The sequence below is a fragment of the Cryobacterium sp. genome (genome assembly GCF_026786305.1).
GTDB lineage: Bacteria > Actinomycetota > Actinomycetes > Actinomycetales > Microbacteriaceae > Cryobacterium.
Window position 1 is genome coordinate 75,984 of record NZ_JAJAYI010000086.1, and the last position, 16,827, is coordinate 92,810.

Sequence of the window (16,827 nt, forward strand, 5' to 3'; positions counted from 1 at the left end):
GTTGGGGTGCGAGAATCTTGAGGACACCACAGATTCAAGGGGGAGCCATGATCGGCGAACACAATTACGCGGTGCAGATCGAATGGACCGGCAATCGCGGAACCGGAACGAGCAACTATCGCGAGTACGGCCGGGAGCACACGATCACGCCGACCGGGAGGGGTGCAGCTGAGAAAGCAGTCATCCAAGCCTCGGCCGACCCGACTTTTCACGGCAACGCCGAACGGTGGAATCCCGAGGAGCTGCTGCTGGCCGCCCTCAGTCAGTGCCACATGCTGTCCTACCTGCACGTCGCCGTGCGCCATGGCATCGTCGTCACGGCCTATGCGGATGCCGCGGCTGGCGTCATGAAACAACATTCGGGCGGCGGTGGCCGCTTCGTCTCGGTTACCATGCACCCCCGGGTCACCATCTCCGACCCGAACCAGGTGGAGCTCGCGCAGTCACTGCACGCCGAGGCAGCTCGTGAGTGTTTCATCGGAGCGTCGATGAACTTTCCGGTCGGACACGAACCGGTCACCACCATCTAACGGCGTAACGCTCCCCAACTCACGGCTCGGCGAGGACTGACCCCGTTACGCTTGACGTGGTAGTGCGGTTTACATAGTAGTGTGGGATCCGTTGAAGGCGCACGTGGACGCCCAGACCGATCGAAGGGGATGCGATGGATACCACCCAGTTACTCAAGGGGGTGCTCGATATGGCCGTCCTGGCCGTGATCGTCGACGACGACGGCTATGGCTATGACATTGTGCGCCGCTTGCGCGCCGCCGGGCTCGATCAGGTCGGGGATGCCTCGGTCTACGGCACCCTGCGTCGGTTGTACAGCGCCGGGGCGCTGTCGAGCTACGTCGTCCCCTCGGACGGCGGACCGCACCGCAAGTACTACGGAATGAACCCGCACGGCCGAGCCATGCTCGCCGAACAGCGCGCGAACTGGACCCACTTCGCCGACACCCTCACTCTGCTGCTCGAGAAGCCGCTACCCACCGTTCACCTACGCACGATCGGCGACAACTCATGAGCGACACCGCCACCACCACCCGGTCCATTCGTGACTTCGCTTTGGCCGTGCGAGCAGCCCTGAACGATCTACCGATCGACGATGTCGACGACCTCACCGACGGCCTCGAGGCCGACCTGACGGAGCAGGCCGCCGATTTCTATGCTGCCGACGCCGCTGCGTCCGACTGCGAGCTGGGCGATCCTGTCGTCTACGCCGACGAGTTACGCACTGCCGCCGGGCTTCCCGTGCGGGGAGTGGCGCCCACAGTTCGGGTGTCGCGGCTGCGACGGCTGCGCACCCGGACCGGTGCGATGCGAGCCGGTGCCACCCGGCGCATCCGCTCGAGTGCGGCCGGCAGCCAACTGCTCGACTTTCTGGTCGTGTTGCGCCCGTTGTGGTGGGTCGTGCGCGGCTGGGTCGTCTATGTGGTCGCGGAGATTTTTTTGGGAGGCGCGATCAGCACAGTGCCATCCGATCCGGTGCGCTGGCTCGTGCTCGTGGCCTTCGTGATTCTGAGCGTGCAATGGGGTCGCGGCCGGTGGCTGCCCTGGCGCTGGCTTTCCGGATTTCGCACCGTGGCCAGTGTGTGCACGGTCTTCGCGCTGCCGTTGGTGCTGATTGTCACGGCGCATCAAGCCAGCGCGCAGAACAGCGCGGTCGAGGACCACAACCCGTACATCGCACCGGGACTCATGCAGAACGGCCAGGAGGTGACCAACGTATTCGCCTATGACGCCGACGGTCAGCCGCTCACCGACGTGCAGCTGTTCGACCAGAACGGGCGTGCGCTCAACGTGGTCAACGACCCGGCCGACACGCACTATCTGCCCCAGTTTGATGCGGCCGGCGAGCAGGACATGGTCGTGCCGAGCCAAATGGTGCCGGGCGGCAGCGGCTGGAACGTGTTCCCGCTGCGCCGGGTGTCGTCAACGGACATCGACTACACCTTCGATTCTCTTGGACAGGTCTACCAAGCGGATGCCGTACCAGCGCCGTTTCCGTTCGCCCAGGTGCAGCCGCTCGTCGAGGTGCCCGAGGCGGGGGAGCCGGCACCCGGGCCGACAGCATCCACCGCGCCGGCGGCGGGACAATGATGCGCGAGTCCGCCGGTGCGCTGGTCGTCATCAGTCCGTCGGCCATTGCCCTGCCGACCCAGTCGGTCGACATCACCGACGGGATCGTGGCGGGGTGACTACGCGGGGTAGGCGGCGACGAGGGCGGTGAGGGCCTCTTCGAGCACTGTCGCGGCGTCGTCGATGAGTTCGTCGGAGATCACGAGGGACGGCATGATGCGCAGCACGGAATCCCAGCTGCCGGCATCCAGCGCGATGACACCGTTCGTGGTCGCGTGCTTGATGACGGCGGTGAGCGCCTCCGGGTAGGGCTTCTTGGTGCCGGGGTGCACGAGTTCGACGCCGAACATCGCACCCTTGCCGCGCACCTCGCCGACGATGGAGAACTTCTCGGCCCAGTCGCCGATGCGTGCCCACAGTGCAGCCTCGACCCGCTGCGCTTCGCCGAGCAGGTTGTCGCGCTCGATCAGGTTGAACACCGCGAGGGCGGCTGCGGTCGAGACCGGGTTGCCACCGAAGGTGCCGCCGATGCCGCCGGGCTGCACCGAATCCATGATATCGGCGCGGCCGGTGACGGCGGCGAGCGGAAAGCCGCCGGCAATACCCTTGGCCGTGGTGACGAGGTCGGGCACGACGTCGTGGTGCTCGATCGAGCACCAGACACCGGTGCGGGCGATGCCGGCCTGAACCTCATCGGCAACGAAGAGGATGCCGTTCTCCGTGCAGAATTCTCGAATGCGCGTGAAGTAGCCGGGTGCGGGGATGACGATGCCGCCGTCGCCCTGAATCGGCTCGACGAAGAACGCCGCGATCTCGGTCGCCCCGATGTGGGTGTTGATGTAGTCGATGGTCTTCTCGGCCGCTTCGAGACCGCTCAAACCATCGCGGAACGGGTAGCTCGTCGGCACGCTGTAGATTTCGCCGGGGAACGGGCCCATTCCGGCGCGTTCCGGCCAAGGCCGGTACGTCATCGTCATGGTCAGGTTGGTACGGCCGTGAAAGGCATGGTCGAGGGCCACGATTGCCCGGCGCCCGGTGAACTTGCGGGCGATTTTCACCGCGTTCTCCACCGCTTCCGCGCCGGTGTTGACGAGAACCGAGTGCTTTTCAAAGTCGCCGGGGGTGATCTCGGCCAGTTTCTCGGCAACGGCAACGTAGTTCTCGTAGGGAGTGACGGTGAACAGGGTGTGGGTCAGCTTCGCTGCCTGAGCGGATGCTGCCGCCGCGACCTCCGGATGCGCGTGACCGATCGTGGTCACCCCAATGCCGCAGCCGAGGTCAATGATCTGGTTGCCGTCAACGTCGACCAGGATGGCTCCCGCGCCGCGGTCCATATAGATGTTGGCGAGGGTTCCGGCGCCGCGGGCCACCGTCTTCTCCCGCCTGGCCTGCAGCTCAACCGACTTGGGGCCGGGAAGAGCCGTCACGAGCTTGCGTTGCTGGGGCACCGAATACGTTGCAGTCATTGATCCAGCCTATGACTGTTGGCTGGGCCCGCCGACCGTAGCAGATCCTTGTCGCTACAGGCGTTCGCGCGGAAAGACCCGATGGGCGAGGCGATTAAGGGTGCCGACCGGCGGGGATTCGTTGTAGGCATGGGCTAATTCCTGGCCGGACAGGCCGTGAATGGCCGCCATGATCTCATCCGTTGCCTGGCGGCGGGCCTTGCCCGACGTTGCCTGGCCGTGGTGGCTGAGGTCGAGCGGTTCGCCGAAGCTCACGGTGACCTTGCGAATGCGGGGCACCTTGGTGCCCACCGGCTGAATTTCCTGCGTGCCGATAAGTCCGACCGGAACGACCACGGCACCCGTGGTGAGGGCGAGCCAGGCGACACCGGTTCGGCCCTTGTAGAGGCGGCCGTCCAGTGAGCGGGTACCCTCCGGGTAGATCGCGAAGGCACCCTCGGCGTCGAGCACTGCGCGGCCCTCATCGAGGGCCGCCTGCGCGGCCTGCCCGGCGCCGCGTTCCACGCCGATCGCGCCGATCGCGGTGAAGAAGGTGCGCGAGACCCAGCCGGTGAAGCCGGTCCCGGTGAAGTAGGTCGACTTGGCCAGAAACTGCACCCGCCGGGTGGCGACGAGCGGAATGACGATGCTGTCGATGAAGGAAAGGTGATTGCTCGCCAGAATCACGCGGCCGGTGGCCGGGATATTCTCGCGGCCGAGGATGCGTGGGCGAAACACAATGCGGGCGACGGGCGCCATGATGCCGTAGCCGAGAAAGTAGACGAAACCGGGCCGCTTCACGCGCTCCCGATCGTCGGGTAGGTCTGCGGAGGAGGCGTCGGCAGCGCCGTCGGCAAAGACGGCTGCGGAATCGCTGTCTCTGGTGACGGTTGCATCATTGTCGTCGGGTTCTGCTCTGGCACCGGTCACTCGTTGACACTACGCCACTCGTGGCGTGCACGTAGCATGGAGAGGTGCAGAGAGTAATCATCCTCGGGTCTACGGGCTCGATCGGAACCCAGGCCCTCGACGTCATCCGTGCAAACCCCGAACGGTTCGAGGTGGTCGGTCTGGCGGCCGGCAGCAACCGCGAACTTCTCGATGCGCAGGCGCTTGACTTTCAGGTCGAGTACACCGCCTTGGGAGCGGATGCTGCCGAGCAGCTCGTGCGGGACGTCGACGCCGACGTCGTGCTCAACGGCATCACCGGGTCGGTCGGCCTTGGACCGACGCTCGCTGCGCTGAAAGCCGGACGTACCCTGGCCCTGGCCAATAAGGAGTCGCTCATTGTCGGTGGCGACCTGGTCAAATCGCTCGCTGCGCCCGGGCAGATTGTGCCCGTCGACTCCGAACACTCCGCCATCGCCCAGGCCTTGCTCGCGGGAACCCAGCATGAGGTGCGTCGACTCGTGCTGACGGCATCCGGTGGGCCGTTTCGCGGTTTCACCCGGGAGCAGCTCGCCCGGGTGACCCCCGCTCAGGCCCTCGCCCACCCGACCTGGAACATGGGACTCGTGGTGACCACCAACTCTGCCACCCTCGTGAACAAGGGCCTGGAGATCATTGAGGCACACCTGCTGTTCGACGTGGAATACGACCGTATCGACGCCGTCGTGCACCCGCAATCCGTGGTGCACTCGATGGTTGAATTCGTCGACGGGTCGACCATCGCGCAGGCCAGCCCGCCCGACATGCGGCTGCCGATCTCGCTCGGGTTGGACTGGCCGAATCGGGTTGCCGCGGTCGGCACCCCGATCGACTGGACCGTGCCGCACAGCTGGACCTTCGAACCGCTCGACGACGCGGCCTTTCCCGCGGTCGAACTGGCCAAGAAGGTCGGCCGCAGGGGCGGCACCTATCCGGCGGTGTTCAACGCAGCCAACGAGCAGGCCGTTGCGGCTTTCCACGCCGGGAGCATCGGCTTTCTGGACATCGTCGACACGGTGTTGCACGTGGTCGAATCCCACGAACACGACGGTGCGCTCACCCGGGAGTCGCTCGCTGAGGCCGAGCGCTGGGCTCGGGCCGCCGCCGATCGGCTCATACGCGCAGGCTGACGCACCCTAGTTGCATTCGCCGACTCTGTCCTTGTCCTTGCGGCACTCCTCGCGGGCATCGCGCGCCTTCTGGGCGGCCTCTTCGGCCGCGTCTTTGGCATCATCGGCGCGGTCCTCGGCGTTCTGTTCCTTGGCGAGGGCCGCCGCGTCGGCGACCTCCTGAGCAGCGGCTGCGGCGGCCACCGCGGCTGCGTCGATCTCCACCGTCAGATCGGCACTGACCAGGTTGATGGCGGACTGGATCGACGCCGACCGTTCGGCGCTCACCTGGCCAGCTGCGGCCGCGGTGCGCAGGTTGGCCTGCATGTGGGTCAGGAGCGACTGGGCGTCGCCGAAGTCGCCGGCCGCGGCCGCCTCGGTGATGTCGAGCATCGCGGCCTGCAGATTCTTGGCCGTGGAAGCGTGCAGGTCGACCGGCTCGGCAGCGCAGCCGGCCAGCGGCAGCAGCAGGAGTAGTCCGGAGACGGTCACGGTCAGGCGATTGCGCATACGTCGATTCACGGGTTCACGCTTTTCTGTAGCTGTTCGAGATGCGTTCCGAGGGTGCCGTCGACCGCCGGATAGTTCGGCGGAACCACTGCCGGCTCGTCGCCGCCGCGCAGGAGCAGCGCACCGAGAACGATCGCCGTGACAACGAGGGCGGCCGCTACGATCCAGAAGATGGCCGCGCGGTTGCGTGCTGCCGGTACGGGCTTGGTCCCGGTCTGCTTCCAGGAGATAGCCGCCGTTGCTGGCTTGGGCTGCGGTGCCGGTTCCTTCGTCAGAATTTCAGTCGGTGCGGCGTCGCTGAGGGCACTCGTCGGCAACAGCAGGGTGGGTGCGTCGGTCTCCGGGTTGCCGGTGGCCAGCGCGCGCAGCTGCAGAGCTGCCTCGGCGGCGGTCGGCCGGTCGGCGGCGTCGCGGGCGGTCATCGAGCGCAGTATCGCAGCCCAGTCCCGGTCGAGCTCGCTCGGGATCTCGGGCTGTCGCTGCAGCCGAGCCATCGCCGATTCCACGGCTGTTCCCGGGTACGCGCGCAGCCCGGTAAGGCACTCGAGCAGAACGAGGCCGAGCGAATAGACATCCGTTGGCGCACCGATGGCACCACCGAGGGCCTGTTCCGGGCTGAGATAGCTCGCCGTGCCGAGAAGAGACCCGGTCGCCGTGAGCCGGGTCTCATCGAGCAACCGGGCAATGCCGAAATCGGCGAGCTTGGCGTGCACGCTGCGGCCCGGAAAGCCGGAGGGCGCGAGCAGAACGTTGGCCGGCTTGACGTCACGGTGAATGATGCCCTGCTCGTGCACGTAGTGCAGCGCCTCGGCAAGATCGGCGCCCATCTCGGCCACATCAAGGCTTGGCAGCAGCGGGCCTTCTGCGATGCGCGTACGCAAGTCGGGGCCGTCGACGAGTTCCATCACGATGAACGTGCGCGGGGCGCCAGCATCACTGGTGGTACCGGCGTCGAACAGGGTGACCAGCGCGAAATGGTTCAGGCTCGCGAGCAGGGCGATCTCACCGCTCTGACGTTCGGGCTCGGAGGCGCCACCGTCGGCGCGAAACAGTTTGACGGCCACGGTGCGGCCGAGCGCGGTGTCCGTCGCGCGGTAAACGGATGCCATCCCCCCGGTGCCGATCAGGCTCTCGACCAGAAAACGGTCGGCTAACAGGCTGCCGACCGGGCCGAGTGGCTGTGGCGATAGCGCGGGCAGCTGCTGCGTGGGAACAGGTTCGTAAGTCAAGGGCACCTCCAGGTGCGTCCGCTCTCTAGCAAACCACATGCGCTTCCTAATCGGGGGGATCGGCCCGCACGGCCAGCCGCTTTGCAGCTTGATGCGGTTACTCTACGACTGTGGAAACCGTACTGCTGTTCATTCTGGGCGTCGCGATTATGGTCGTGGGGCTGGCCGTGTCGATCGGCCTGCACGAAATCGGCCACCTCGTGCCCGCAAAACTGTTCGGCGTCAAGGTAACCCAGTACATGATCGGCTTCGGGCCCACGATCTGGTCGCGCACGAAGGGCGAGACGGAGTACGGCGTCAAGGCCCTTCCTCTGGGCGGCTACATTGCCATGATCGGTATGTTTCCACCCTCCAAGAAGGGCGGAGCTCCCCGCAGCACCACCACCGGTTTCTTCGATCAGATGGTGCAGGAGGGTGCGCCGGAGAAGAAAACGAGCGCCCTGTCGACCATGGTCGACGACGCCCGCCGGGCCAGTGCGGAGACGATCGGCGAGGGCGAAGACCACCGCGCGTTCTACCAATTGCCCGTCTACAAGCGCGTGGTCATCATGCTCGGCGGGCCGACCATGAACCTGCTCATCGCGATCGTGATGTTCGCCATTTTGCTCATGGGGTTCGGCACGGCGCAGATCAGCACGACTGTCGGCAGCGTGAGCGAGTGCGTGCTGCCCGCATCGAGCGACCGACAGGCCTGCGCCGCCACCGATGAAGCCTCGCCCGGTGCTGCCGCGGGACTGCAGCCCGGCGATCGACTGGTCAGCATCGGCGGAACAGCCATCACGAGCTGGAAGCAGTCGACCGACATCATCCGAACGTCGCCCGGGCAGACCCTCGCGGTGGTCGTGGAACGTGCCGGGGCGAACGTGAATCTCACCCTCACCCCCAAACTCACCCAACGTAACGCGTACACCGACGCCAACAAGATCAAAACGGATGCCTCCGGCGCTTTGGTCACCGAGGAGGTTGGTTTCGTCGGTATTGGAGCGGCGGGCGAACTCGTGCCGCAGCCGGCGACCGCCGTGTTGCCCCTGGTCGGCGACAACATAGTCAACGTCGTGCACATGATCCTCAACCTGCCCGACCGGCTCGTGGCCGTGGCCAATGCGGCGTTCGGGCCGGGGGAGCGCGACCTGAACGGTCCGATCAGCGTGGTCGGTGTCGGTCGCGTCGCCGGCGAAATCGCGAGCATCGACACGATCCCGGTCGCGACCAAGGTCGCGAGCATGCTCGGCATTCTCGGCTCGCTCAATATTGCCCTGTTCGTGTTCAACCTCGTACCCCTACTGCCACTCGACGGCGGTCACGTTGCCGGGGCGCTGTGGGAAGGCATCCGTCGATTCTTCGCGAAGCTGTTGAAACGGCCAGACCCGGGGCCGGTCGACATGGCCAAGCTCATGCCGTTGACCTTCGCGGTCGTGATTTTGCTCGGCGGTATGAGTCTGTTGCTCATCTACGCTGACATTGTCAAGCCGATCAATTTCTTCGGGTAGTTCCCCGGCAAAAGCGGCCAATATGCCGGGATTCATTGTGCGGGCCCGGGCAGGGCGGCTCGCGTAACGAAATTCTATGAGTTGTGTTCATGCCGACGTCGTTGGCTCGAAGATTTTCGCTCGTGGGGGCCGCCGCGGGGCCGAGTACGCGTATTCTCCGCCGTGCGCCCTTGCCTGTCCTTGGTGCACGCCCGGCCCAACCCCACTACTCCCACCGGCGTACTCCGCCTGCCCGACCCCAGCTGGGGGCGGATGTCGGCGGTATGTTTCGCAAGTAGCATCGAGTCATGCCACCACACTGGGATTCCGATGCAGCGTGGTACGACCCCGACCGGCCCAGACCGGATGCTGGTGGTCGGGCCGGCTCCGGCGGCCACGGCTCCGGCATTCCGCGGCGGGCCCGGCTCTGGCTGCCCGTCGTCATCTCGTTCCTCGTGCAGGTACCTGCCGTCGCGATTCTCGCCTGGCCAGGGCGGCGCGGCCCCGGTTTCGGCTCTGGCGACACCGGTGGCGACATGCTGGGCGGCTTCGACGGCCACCACAGGCCGTTTGAGTTCTTCGGTGACCGCCCCGGCCTGGCCCTGGCTGGCTGGTTTCTCGCCGTTGCACTCGCCCTGATCGGTCCCCTCGCCCTCGTTGTCGCCCGCCGGTTTCCCGGCCCGGTCACCCTGGTCATTGCCGCTGCGGCCGGCGCGCTCGTGCTCGTGCGGCCCGACATCGGCGTGCCCTCCATCGCACTTGTCTTCGCGATTGTGCTCGGAATCGTGCGCGGCGCCCGGGTCTGGGTCTACAGCTCGGTCGGCTCGGTCTGGGTCGTGACGATTCTCACCGCGAGCCTCGTCAGCCCCAGCCTGCACCCGATGCGGGTGGCGTTCACCACGCTCGCGCTCGCGGTGATCATGGGCGCCGGGGAGGGCCTCCGCTCTCGAACCGAGCGTTTTGCCGAGGTGCGTCGAACAGTGGATGCCCGAAGGCAGTCCGCTGAGCAGCGCGAGCGGGTGCGCATCGCCCGGGAATTGCACGACGTGCTCGCGCACAGCCTGTCGCAGATCAACGTGCAGGCCGGGGTCGGGCTGCACCTGATCGATAGCCAGCCCGAGAAGGCGGCCGAGGCGCTTGCGAGCATCAAGAGCACGAGTAAGAATGCCCTCGACGAGGTGCGCACGGTGCTCGGGATTCTTCGGACCGGTGCCGATGAGGGCCAGGCGCCGCTCTCGCCGGAGCCCGACCTGGCCGGGCTGCCCGCGCTGATAGATTCGTTCCGTGCGCAGCACCTCACGGTCGATTTTGTTGACGCCCTCGATGCGCCCCAGGCGGCTCCCGCCGCGACCCAGCTTGCCCTGTACCGAATCTGCCAGGAGGCACTGACCAACGTGCTGCGGCATGCGAACGCGAGCAAGGCATCCGTTTATCTCGGCCCTGAGCAGGGCAGCTATTTGATCACGGTGACCGATGACGGCCGGGCGCCGGATGGCCCGATCGTGCCGGGCGGCGGACTGCTCGGCATGCGCGAGCGCGCCGAGCTCAACGGCGGCAGCCTGTGGGTCACTCGCGGTGGCGCCGGCGGCGTGCGCATCGAGGCCCGCATTCCGTTTTGGAGTTCCCGATGATTCGGGTGGTGATCGCCGACGACCAGCAGCTGATTCGGGCGGGGTTTGCCGCGTTGCTTGAGTCGGAGGCCGACATTGCGGTCGTCGGCCAGGCCGGCACCGGCCGTGAAGCGGTCGACCAGGTCACCCGGCATCGCCCCGACGTCGTGCTGATGGACATCCGCATGCCGAACGGTGACGGCTTGTGGGCGACCGAGCAGATCGCCGGTGACCCACTGAACGCCGCAACCCACATTGTGATCGTGACGACGTTCGAGCTTGACGAGTATGTCGCCCCGGCCATTCGGGCCGGGGCGAGCGGGTTTCTCGTGAAAGACACCGAACCGACCGAGCTGATTCGAGCGGTGCGGGTCGTTGCCGCGGGCGATGGACTGCTCTCGCCCGGCGTGACCCGGCGGCTTCTCGAACGCATGGCTGTTGGCCTGCGCGTGGCAGCGGATGCCTCGCTGCTGTCGAGCCTGACTGATCGCGAACGCGAGGTGCTCGCCCTGGTCGGCCGTGGCCTGACCAACGCCGAGATCGGTGCACGGCTGTTTCTCAGCCCGCTCACCGCCAAGACGCACGTGTCGCGCATCATGAGCAAACTCGCGGCCCGCGACCGGGTACAACTCGTGATCGTCGCCGATGAGGCCGGGCTGGTCAGCACCGGCTGAGGACGATGCCCCCTTCGGCCGCCGCTGGCGTCGCGGAATACGCAGCGGTGACGGCCATCCCGGCTGGCCCGGGGGAGCGGAGGCCGTCGGCAGCGCCGAAAAGATCCTTGCCGAGCGATTCGCCCAGGGCGACATCGGCGAGATCGAATATCGCGCTCGCCTCGACGTACTCCGCCCCAACCGCCCGGGCCCGCAGGCGCCGTCCAGCTGAGCCGCGGGGAGTACCTGTGGCGTGCGGATCTTCCGGACGGATTGATGGCGCGGCGCGCCGGGAAAAGCGTGCTCCCGGAAATAGCTTGGGCGAAACGGCTCGAGTGAACAGCTCGAGTTCGAAGGAACGTGTTCCATGCCAGCCCCGCACCATCACCCGATCGAGTCGACGTCCCCGTCGAGGTTGATCAGCGTCTGGGCGGTCTGCGCGCAGCTCTCGACGAGGTTGTTCCACCGAATACCGCGTCAAATCTGTTGATCAAGACCTAGAATCTGCGGGCCTGTCGTTACCTCACGCCCAGATGGCAGGCGACACCAGCCGATTCGCAGAAACGGGATTGGTTCGCCGCCGACCGTGTTTGACAACGATATGAGCCGGCACTTCTACGACCAGATCGCCTGGTTCTCTTACGCGTCGGGTGCGCCGTTGCTGTGATCACTGACCTATGCCCAACGGGCCCGGTCATTCGACGTCGATCCCTAGCGCGAGAGCAGCAGTGCTTCGCCCTGGCCGCCCCCGCCACACAGGGCGACCGCGGCTTTTCCGCTGCCGCGGCGCGCGAGTTCGAGCGCTGCGTGCAGCGCAACGCGACCGCCGCTAGAGCCGATCGGGTGACCGATGGCGATGCCGCCACCGTGGATGTTGACCACGTCACTGGTCACGCCGAGATCCTTCGACGACTGTGCGACGACTGCCGCAAAGGCCTCGTTGATCTCGATCAGGTCGAGGTCACTGGCCGACCAGCCCTGACGTGCGAGGGCGTGAGCGATGGCATTCGACGGCTGCGAGTGCAGGGAATTGTCTGGCCCGGCGACCTGGCCGGAGGCTTCGATCACGGCGAGCCAGCTGAGCCCGTGCTTCTCGGCCCAGGCGCGGCTGGTGACCACGACGGCGCTTGCGCCGTCGCTGAGCGGGGCAGCGTTGCCGGCCGTGATCGCGCCGGCGGGGTCGAACGCCGGCCGCAGCTTGCCCAGCGTCGCCGAGGTACTGTCGGGGCGCACGCCCTCGTCGGTTGAGATGAGCAGCGGCTCGCCTCGACGCTGCTGCCCGCTCAGCGGGGTGATCTCGTCCTCGAACACGCCGGCAGCCTCGGCAGCCGCGGCCCGCTGGTGGGACGCGGCCGCGATCTCGTCCTGCTCGAGGCGGCTGAGCCCGAGCGAGGCGATCGACTTCTCGGTCGAGAGCCCCATCGAGAGGCCATCGAAGGCATCTGACAAACCGTCATGCGCGGCGTGGTCGAGCGCCGACACGGTGCCGTAGGCCCAGCCCTGGCGGGAACCGGGCAGCAGGTGCGGCGCCCGCGACATGGACTCCTGCCCACCGGCGACAACGACATCCGCTTCACCGAGGCGCACCAGGCGGGCGGCGTCGATGACCGCGGCGAGACCCGAGAGGCAGACCTTGTTGAGGGTCATTGCCGGTACGTTCCACGGGATGCCTGCGGCCACGCCGGCCTGCCGGGCCGGGTTCTGCCCGCAACCGGCCTGCAAGACCTGCCCCATCAGAACGAAGTCGACCTGTTCGGGCGCGACGTGGGCCCGCGCGAGCGCCCCGGCGATAGCTGCCGCCCCGAGCTCAACGGCGGTGAGGCTCGCGAGCTGTCCGTTCACGCGACCCTGCGGGGTGCGTGAACCGGCCAAGATTACGACGTCGATTTCGGTCATCGGGACTCCTTTGTCAATTTTTTGAGCCGGCGTTCACCGAGAACGCGCCCTGAACCAGCTTGTCACTGCTGGCTGTGTTTTTTTCATCGGGGGCGGCTACCCCTTGACAGTACCGACAAAACCAAAGAGATTTCCTATACCTGAAATCAGGCCCACGTTTCTGTTCACTGGTTCGGCAGCAGCCCAGCTCCTCGTTCACGAGGGGTAGATGCCGGGCCGCGAGTGGCGGGGCAGGCCGGCGACTTCAGCTGGCTCATCTCGCCGGGGCATCATCGTCGCTCGGGTGTGCAGGCGGCGGCATTCGCTGTGGTGGTGGTGGGCGGGACGATGAGAAACGCGGGGCAATGACTTATCGGATTACGACCGGCAGCAGCCGAGGCGGCACTAACGACTACCGTGCGTTTCAGGCGCCGATCTCGGGCGGCAGCCTGCATGGTGGGCAGTGGCGTGCCGGCGAAACCATTGGCACGCCCGTACTGGCCGTTCACGGCATCACCGCCTCGCACCTGACCTGGCCGTGGCTGGCCGAGCAGCTGCCCGGCACCCGGGTGATCGCGCCCGATCTGCGCGGGCGCGCCCGCAGCAACCACCTGCCGGGGCCGTACGGTCTGCGCCAGCATGCCGATGACCTGGCGGCAGTGCTGGACTTTCTTGAGGTTGATCGGGCCATCGTGGTCGGGCATTCGATGGGCGCGTTCGTCGCCGTGTGGCTCGCCCACCTGCACCCCGATCGGGTTCAGTCCCTCGTGCTCGTCGACGGGGGCCTGCCGATTCTGCGTGAAGACGGCATTGACCCGCTTCTCATGCTCGGCCCGGCCGCCGAGCGTCTGTCCCGAACGTTTGCGAGCCGCGATGCCTATGCCGAGTTCTGGCGGGCGCACCCGGCTTTTGCGACGGACTGGTCTGAGCGTGTCGGCACGTTCGCGAACTACGACCTCGACGGCACGGCGCCGAATCTGCACCCCTCCGCCCGGCTGGAGGCCGTCGCCGAGAACGTCACGCAGCTGAACGGGTCTGACGGGTATGCGGAGGCCCTGGCGGAACTGTGTCTGCCGATGGATTTTCTGCGTGCACCGCGGGGTCTGCTGAACGAGTCGACCGCCCTCTACGACCGGGCCGCTGTCGATGCCGCAATCGAGCGGATGCCAGCCCTCCGCCGGCACGAGGTCGACGGCGTCAACCACTACACGATCGTGATGAGCGACCGTGGAGCCGGGCACGTCGCATCCGTCATCACTGACCAGCTCGACCAACGAACAACGACCAGCTCGACCAACGAACAACGACCAGCTCGACCAACGATAAATCCCGAGAAGTCAGAGAGGACTTCGCTCATGATGAACACCGTTTTCGACGGAATCACCCAGCACACAATCAGCACCGCTCGGCTCCAGGCCGGCGTGCTCGAACGACCGGCCACCAACCCGTCCGACACGGTCGTGTTCATTCACGGCAACGTGTCGTCGTCGTTGTTCTGGCAGCCGCTGATGCTGGCCCTGCCGCGCACCATACGCGCCCTGGCGATCGACCTGCGCGGCTTCGGAACGAGCGAGACGCTGCCGGTCGATGCCAGACGCGGCCTCGGTGACTTCGCCGACGATGTCGCATCGGTGCTGACCGAGCTCGGTATTGACCGGGCACATTTCGTTGGCTGGAGCATGGGCGGGGGAGTGCTGATGCAGTTTCTGCTCGACCACCCGGCACAGGTTTCAACCGTGACCCTCGTGGCACCGGTCTCGCCGTACGGTTTCGGTGGCACCCGCGGAGCCGAGGGTGTGCGGCTCACCCCCGACGATGCCGGGGCCGGCGCCGGTGGCGCCAACCCGGACTTCATTGCCCGGCTCGCCTCGGGCGACCGCACGGCCGACGCGCAGACCTGCCCGCGCACCGTTTACCAGACCGCCTACGTCAAGCCGCCGTTCAGTTCAGAGTTCGACGACGTGTGGGTTGAATCGATGCTCACCACCGCGACCGGCCCCGGAAGCTACCCGGGCGATGCATCCGCTTCGGCAAACTGGCCCGGTTTCGCCCCGGGCACGAACGGCGTGCTCAACACAATGGTGCCGCGTTACTTCAACACCAGTGCCATCGTCGACCTCGCTGACAAGCCACCCATTCTGTGGGTGCATGGCAGCGACGATGTGATCGTGTCTGACACGTCGTTGTTCGACCTGAACTTCCTCGGGCAGCTCGGCGTGATTCCGGGCTGGCCCGGGCTCGACGCGGCACCGCCGCAGCCGATGATCCAGCAGACTCGGGCCGTGCTGGCCGCCTACGAGCAGGGCGGCGGCGATACGACCGAGCTTGAACTGGTCGACTGTGGACACTCGCCGCACCTGGAGCACCCGGCCGCATTCCTGGAGGCCCTCCTCGCCCAATTCGACCGTGCAGTCGAGCAGTCGGCGACGCAGCCGATCTCGCCCGACCAGATCACGCTGTAGTTCAGGAGCGCTGTGAGGCATGGGCGGGGCCGCGCAGCTGCGGCCCCAGCTCGGCGCGTAAGCTAGGTGTGTGGCTGCTATCAACTTGGGGATGCCTAAAGTACCTGAGGTACTCGCTCCCAGACGTAAATCCCGTCAGATCAAGGTCGGAAAGGTCCTGGTCGGTGGCGATGCTCAGGTGAGCGTGCAATCGATGACGACTACTCCGACGACAAACATCAACGCGACGCTTCAGCAGATCGCCGAACTCACGGCGACCGGCTGCGACATCGTGCGCGTGGCGGTGCCCACGCGTGACGACGCTGAGGCCCTGTCGATCATTGCCAAGAAGAGTCAGATTCCGGTCATCGCGGACATCCACTTCCAGCCGAACTATGTGTTCGCGGCGATCGACGCCGGCTGCGCCGCCGTGCGTGTGAACCCCGGCAACATTCGTAAGTTTGACGACCAGGTTGGCAAGATCGCCGCTGCGGCGAAGGCCGCTGGCGTGAGTCTGCGCATCGGCGTGAATGCCGGTTCGCTCGAGCCGAGCCTCATGCAGAAATATGGCAAGGCCACCCCCGAAGCGCTCGTCGAGAGCGCCGTCTGGGAGGCGAGCCTGTTCGAAGAGCACGATTTTCACGACTTCAAGATCTCGGTCAAGCACAACGACCCGGTGATTATGGTCAAGGCCTACCGTCTGCTCGCCGAACGCGGTGACTGGCCGTTGCACCTCGGTGTGACCGAGGCCGGACCGAGCTTTCAGGGCACTATCAAGAGCGCGACCGCGTTCGGCATTCTGCTCGGTGAGGGCATCGGTGACACCATTCGGGTGTCACTGAGCGCCCCGCCGGTCGAGGAGATCAAGGTGGGCCTGCAGATTCTGCAGTCGCTCAACCTGCGCGAACGCAAGCTTGAGATCGTCTCGTGCCCGAGCTGCGGCCGGGCCCAAGTGGATGTCTACAAGCTCGCCAATGATGTCACCGACGGGCTCGCGGGTATGACCGTGCCGTTGCGCGTCGCCGTCATGGGCTGCGTCGTCAACGGACCGGGCGAGGCCCGTGAGGCCGACCTCGGTGTCGCGAGCGGCAACGGCAGGGGCCAGATCTTCGTGCGCGGCGAGGTCATCAAGACCGTGCCCGAGTCCGAGATCGTGGCCACCCTCATCGAAGAGGCCAACCGCCTCGCGGCCGAGATGCCAGCCGCAGCCCTCGGTAGCCCCACGGTCTCTGTCGGCGCGAAGTAGCCGATCGACGTCGCCCGGCTCGATGGGGCACACGTCTGTTAGGTGCGCCAGGCTGTTAGGTGCGCCAGTGGGGTTTTGGGCTGGGGGTGTTGGCGCTGGGGGTGTTGGCGCGGTGGCTGTGGGCGGGTCGCCAGGTTTGGGTGGGGTCCCAGAGGAGGGGGCCGAGGAGTTGGGGTCTTCCGTTGGTTATGCGGATTTTCCAGCCGTTGCTGTTGATGGTGTGGTGGTGGTACC

14 protein-coding genes are annotated in these 16,827 nt (G+C 66.4%); 9 read left to right on the forward strand and 5 right to left on the reverse strand.

Features of this window, described 5'->3' with window-relative positions; genetic code table 11:
* The first annotated feature begins 47 nt into the window (after positions 1 to 47).
* From LH475_RS11140 to LH475_RS11150, 3 genes are all read left to right on the forward strand, one after another.
* Positions 48 to 530 carry an OsmC family protein gene (locus tag LH475_RS11140; RefSeq protein ID WP_196845546.1) on the forward strand — a complete coding sequence of 161 codons (483 nt, stop codon included), beginning with the start codon at positions 48 to 50 and terminating at the stop codon, positions 528 to 530.
* Positions 531 to 664: 134 nt separating this feature from the next.
* Positions 665 to 1,024, forward strand: coding sequence for a PadR family transcriptional regulator (locus LH475_RS11145; protein ID WP_196845547.1), 360 nt, complete (start codon positions 665 to 667; stop codon positions 1,022 to 1,024).
* Positions 1,021 to 2,100, forward strand: coding sequence for a hypothetical protein (locus LH475_RS11150; protein WP_297414055.1), 1,080 nt, complete (start codon positions 1,021 to 1,023; stop codon positions 2,098 to 2,100). The genes LH475_RS11145 and LH475_RS11150 overlap by 4 nt, the downstream gene beginning before the upstream one ends.
* Positions 2,101 to 2,198: 98 nt before the next feature.
* On the opposite strand, the gene LH475_RS11155 is transcribed toward LH475_RS11150, so the two are convergent.
* Positions 2,199 to 3,545, reverse strand: a complete 1,347-nt coding sequence (locus LH475_RS11155; RefSeq protein WP_196845549.1) for an aminotransferase class III-fold pyridoxal phosphate-dependent enzyme — start codon at positions 3,543 to 3,545, stop codon at positions 2,199 to 2,201.
* Between the two features lie 54 nt (positions 3,546 to 3,599).
* Positions 3,600 to 4,283 carry a lysophospholipid acyltransferase family protein gene (locus LH475_RS11160; RefSeq protein ID WP_196845560.1) on the reverse strand — a complete coding sequence of 228 codons (684 nt, stop codon included), beginning with the start codon at positions 4,281 to 4,283 and terminating at the stop codon, positions 3,600 to 3,602.
* A gap of 215 nt (positions 4,284 to 4,498) precedes the next feature.
* On the opposite strand from LH475_RS11160, the gene dxr reads away from it, so the two are divergent.
* Positions 4,499 to 5,581 (forward strand): 1-deoxy-D-xylulose-5-phosphate reductoisomerase, encoded by a 1,083-nt coding sequence (gene dxr / locus LH475_RS11165; RefSeq protein WP_196845550.1) that lies wholly within the window; start codon positions 4,499 to 4,501, stop codon positions 5,579 to 5,581.
* 6 nt (positions 5,582 to 5,587) lie between these two features.
* Here the strand turns inward: dxr and LH475_RS11170 are convergent, their stop codons facing one another.
* The gene (locus LH475_RS11170) at positions 5,588 to 6,070 is read right to left on the reverse strand and encodes a hypothetical protein (protein WP_196845551.1); all 483 of its coding nucleotides are present in this window, start codon (positions 6,068 to 6,070) and stop codon (positions 5,588 to 5,590) included.
* A gap of 8 nt (positions 6,071 to 6,078) precedes the next feature.
* Positions 6,079 to 7,299, reverse strand: a complete 1,221-nt coding sequence (locus tag LH475_RS11175) for a serine/threonine-protein kinase (protein ID WP_297414058.1) — start codon at positions 7,297 to 7,299, stop codon at positions 6,079 to 6,081.
* 110 nt (positions 7,300 to 7,409) lie between these two features.
* On the opposite strand from LH475_RS11175, the gene LH475_RS11180 reads away from it, so the two are divergent.
* From LH475_RS11180 to LH475_RS11190, 3 genes are all read left to right on the forward strand, one after another.
* Complete coding sequence (locus tag LH475_RS11180; RefSeq protein WP_196845553.1) at positions 7,410 to 8,789, forward strand: site-2 protease family protein; 1,380 nt, start codon at positions 7,410 to 7,412, stop codon at positions 8,787 to 8,789.
* A gap of 287 nt (positions 8,790 to 9,076) precedes the next feature.
* Entirely contained in the window at positions 9,077 to 10,399 is a 1,323-nt protein-coding gene (locus tag LH475_RS11185; protein WP_297414061.1) for a sensor histidine kinase, read from the forward strand.
* Complete coding sequence (locus LH475_RS11190) at positions 10,396 to 11,052, forward strand: response regulator transcription factor (RefSeq protein ID WP_196845555.1); 657 nt, start codon at positions 10,396 to 10,398, stop codon at positions 11,050 to 11,052. Before LH475_RS11185 ends, LH475_RS11190 begins: the two co-directional genes overlap by 4 nt.
* 690 nt (positions 11,053 to 11,742) lie before the next feature.
* On the opposite strand, the gene LH475_RS11195 is transcribed toward LH475_RS11190, so the two are convergent.
* Entirely contained in the window at positions 11,743 to 12,927 is a 1,185-nt protein-coding gene (locus tag LH475_RS11195) for an acetyl-CoA C-acetyltransferase (protein ID WP_297414063.1), read from the reverse strand.
* A 344-nt stretch (positions 12,928 to 13,271) separates the two neighbouring features.
* On the opposite strand from LH475_RS11195, the gene LH475_RS14585 reads away from it, so the two are divergent.
* Together LH475_RS14585 and ispG are read left to right on the forward strand one after the other, a co-directional pair.
* A complete protein-coding gene (locus tag LH475_RS14585; RefSeq protein WP_366145598.1) occupies positions 13,272 to 15,368 on the forward strand; it encodes an alpha/beta hydrolase in 2,097 nt (698 codons plus the stop codon).
* Positions 15,369 to 15,438: 70 nt separating this feature from the next.
* Positions 15,439 to 16,593 (forward strand): flavodoxin-dependent (E)-4-hydroxy-3-methylbut-2-enyl-diphosphate synthase, encoded by a 1,155-nt coding sequence (gene ispG, locus LH475_RS11210; RefSeq protein WP_196845557.1) that lies wholly within the window; start codon positions 15,439 to 15,441, stop codon positions 16,591 to 16,593.
* Positions 16,594 to 16,827 lie beyond the last annotated feature (234 nt).

What these genes read in the sequence shown, in the direction of transcription:
- LH475_RS11185 (WP_297414061.1), top strand. Translation starts at nt 9,077, where the DNA reads ATGCCACCACACTGGGATTCCGATGCAGCGTGGTACGACCCCGACCGG.
- LH475_RS11150 (WP_297414055.1), top strand. Translation starts at nt 1,021, where the DNA reads ATGAGCGACACCGCCACCACCACCCGGTCCATTCGTGACTTCGCTTTG.
- LH475_RS11170 (WP_196845551.1), bottom strand. Translation starts at nt 6,070, where the DNA reads ATGCGCAATCGCCTGACCGTGACCGTCTCCGGACTACTCCTGCTGCTG.
- LH475_RS11155 (WP_196845549.1), bottom strand. Translation starts at nt 3,545, where the DNA reads ATGACTGCAACGTATTCGGTGCCCCAGCAACGCAAGCTCGTGACGGCT.
- LH475_RS11140 (WP_196845546.1), top strand. Translation starts at nt 48, where the DNA reads ATGATCGGCGAACACAATTACGCGGTGCAGATCGAATGGACCGGCAAT.
- LH475_RS11195 (WP_297414063.1), bottom strand. Translation starts at nt 12,927, where the DNA reads ATGACCGAAATCGACGTCGTAATCTTGGCCGGTTCACGCACCCCGCAG.
- LH475_RS11190 (WP_196845555.1), top strand. Translation starts at nt 10,396, where the DNA reads ATGATTCGGGTGGTGATCGCCGACGACCAGCAGCTGATTCGGGCGGGG.
- LH475_RS14585 (WP_366145598.1), top strand. Translation starts at nt 13,272, where the DNA reads ATGACTTATCGGATTACGACCGGCAGCAGCCGAGGCGGCACTAACGAC.
- LH475_RS11160 (WP_196845560.1), bottom strand. Translation starts at nt 4,283, where the DNA reads ATGGCGCCCGTCGCCCGCATTGTGTTTCGCCCACGCATCCTCGGCCGC.
- LH475_RS11145 (WP_196845547.1), top strand. Translation starts at nt 665, where the DNA reads ATGGATACCACCCAGTTACTCAAGGGGGTGCTCGATATGGCCGTCCTG.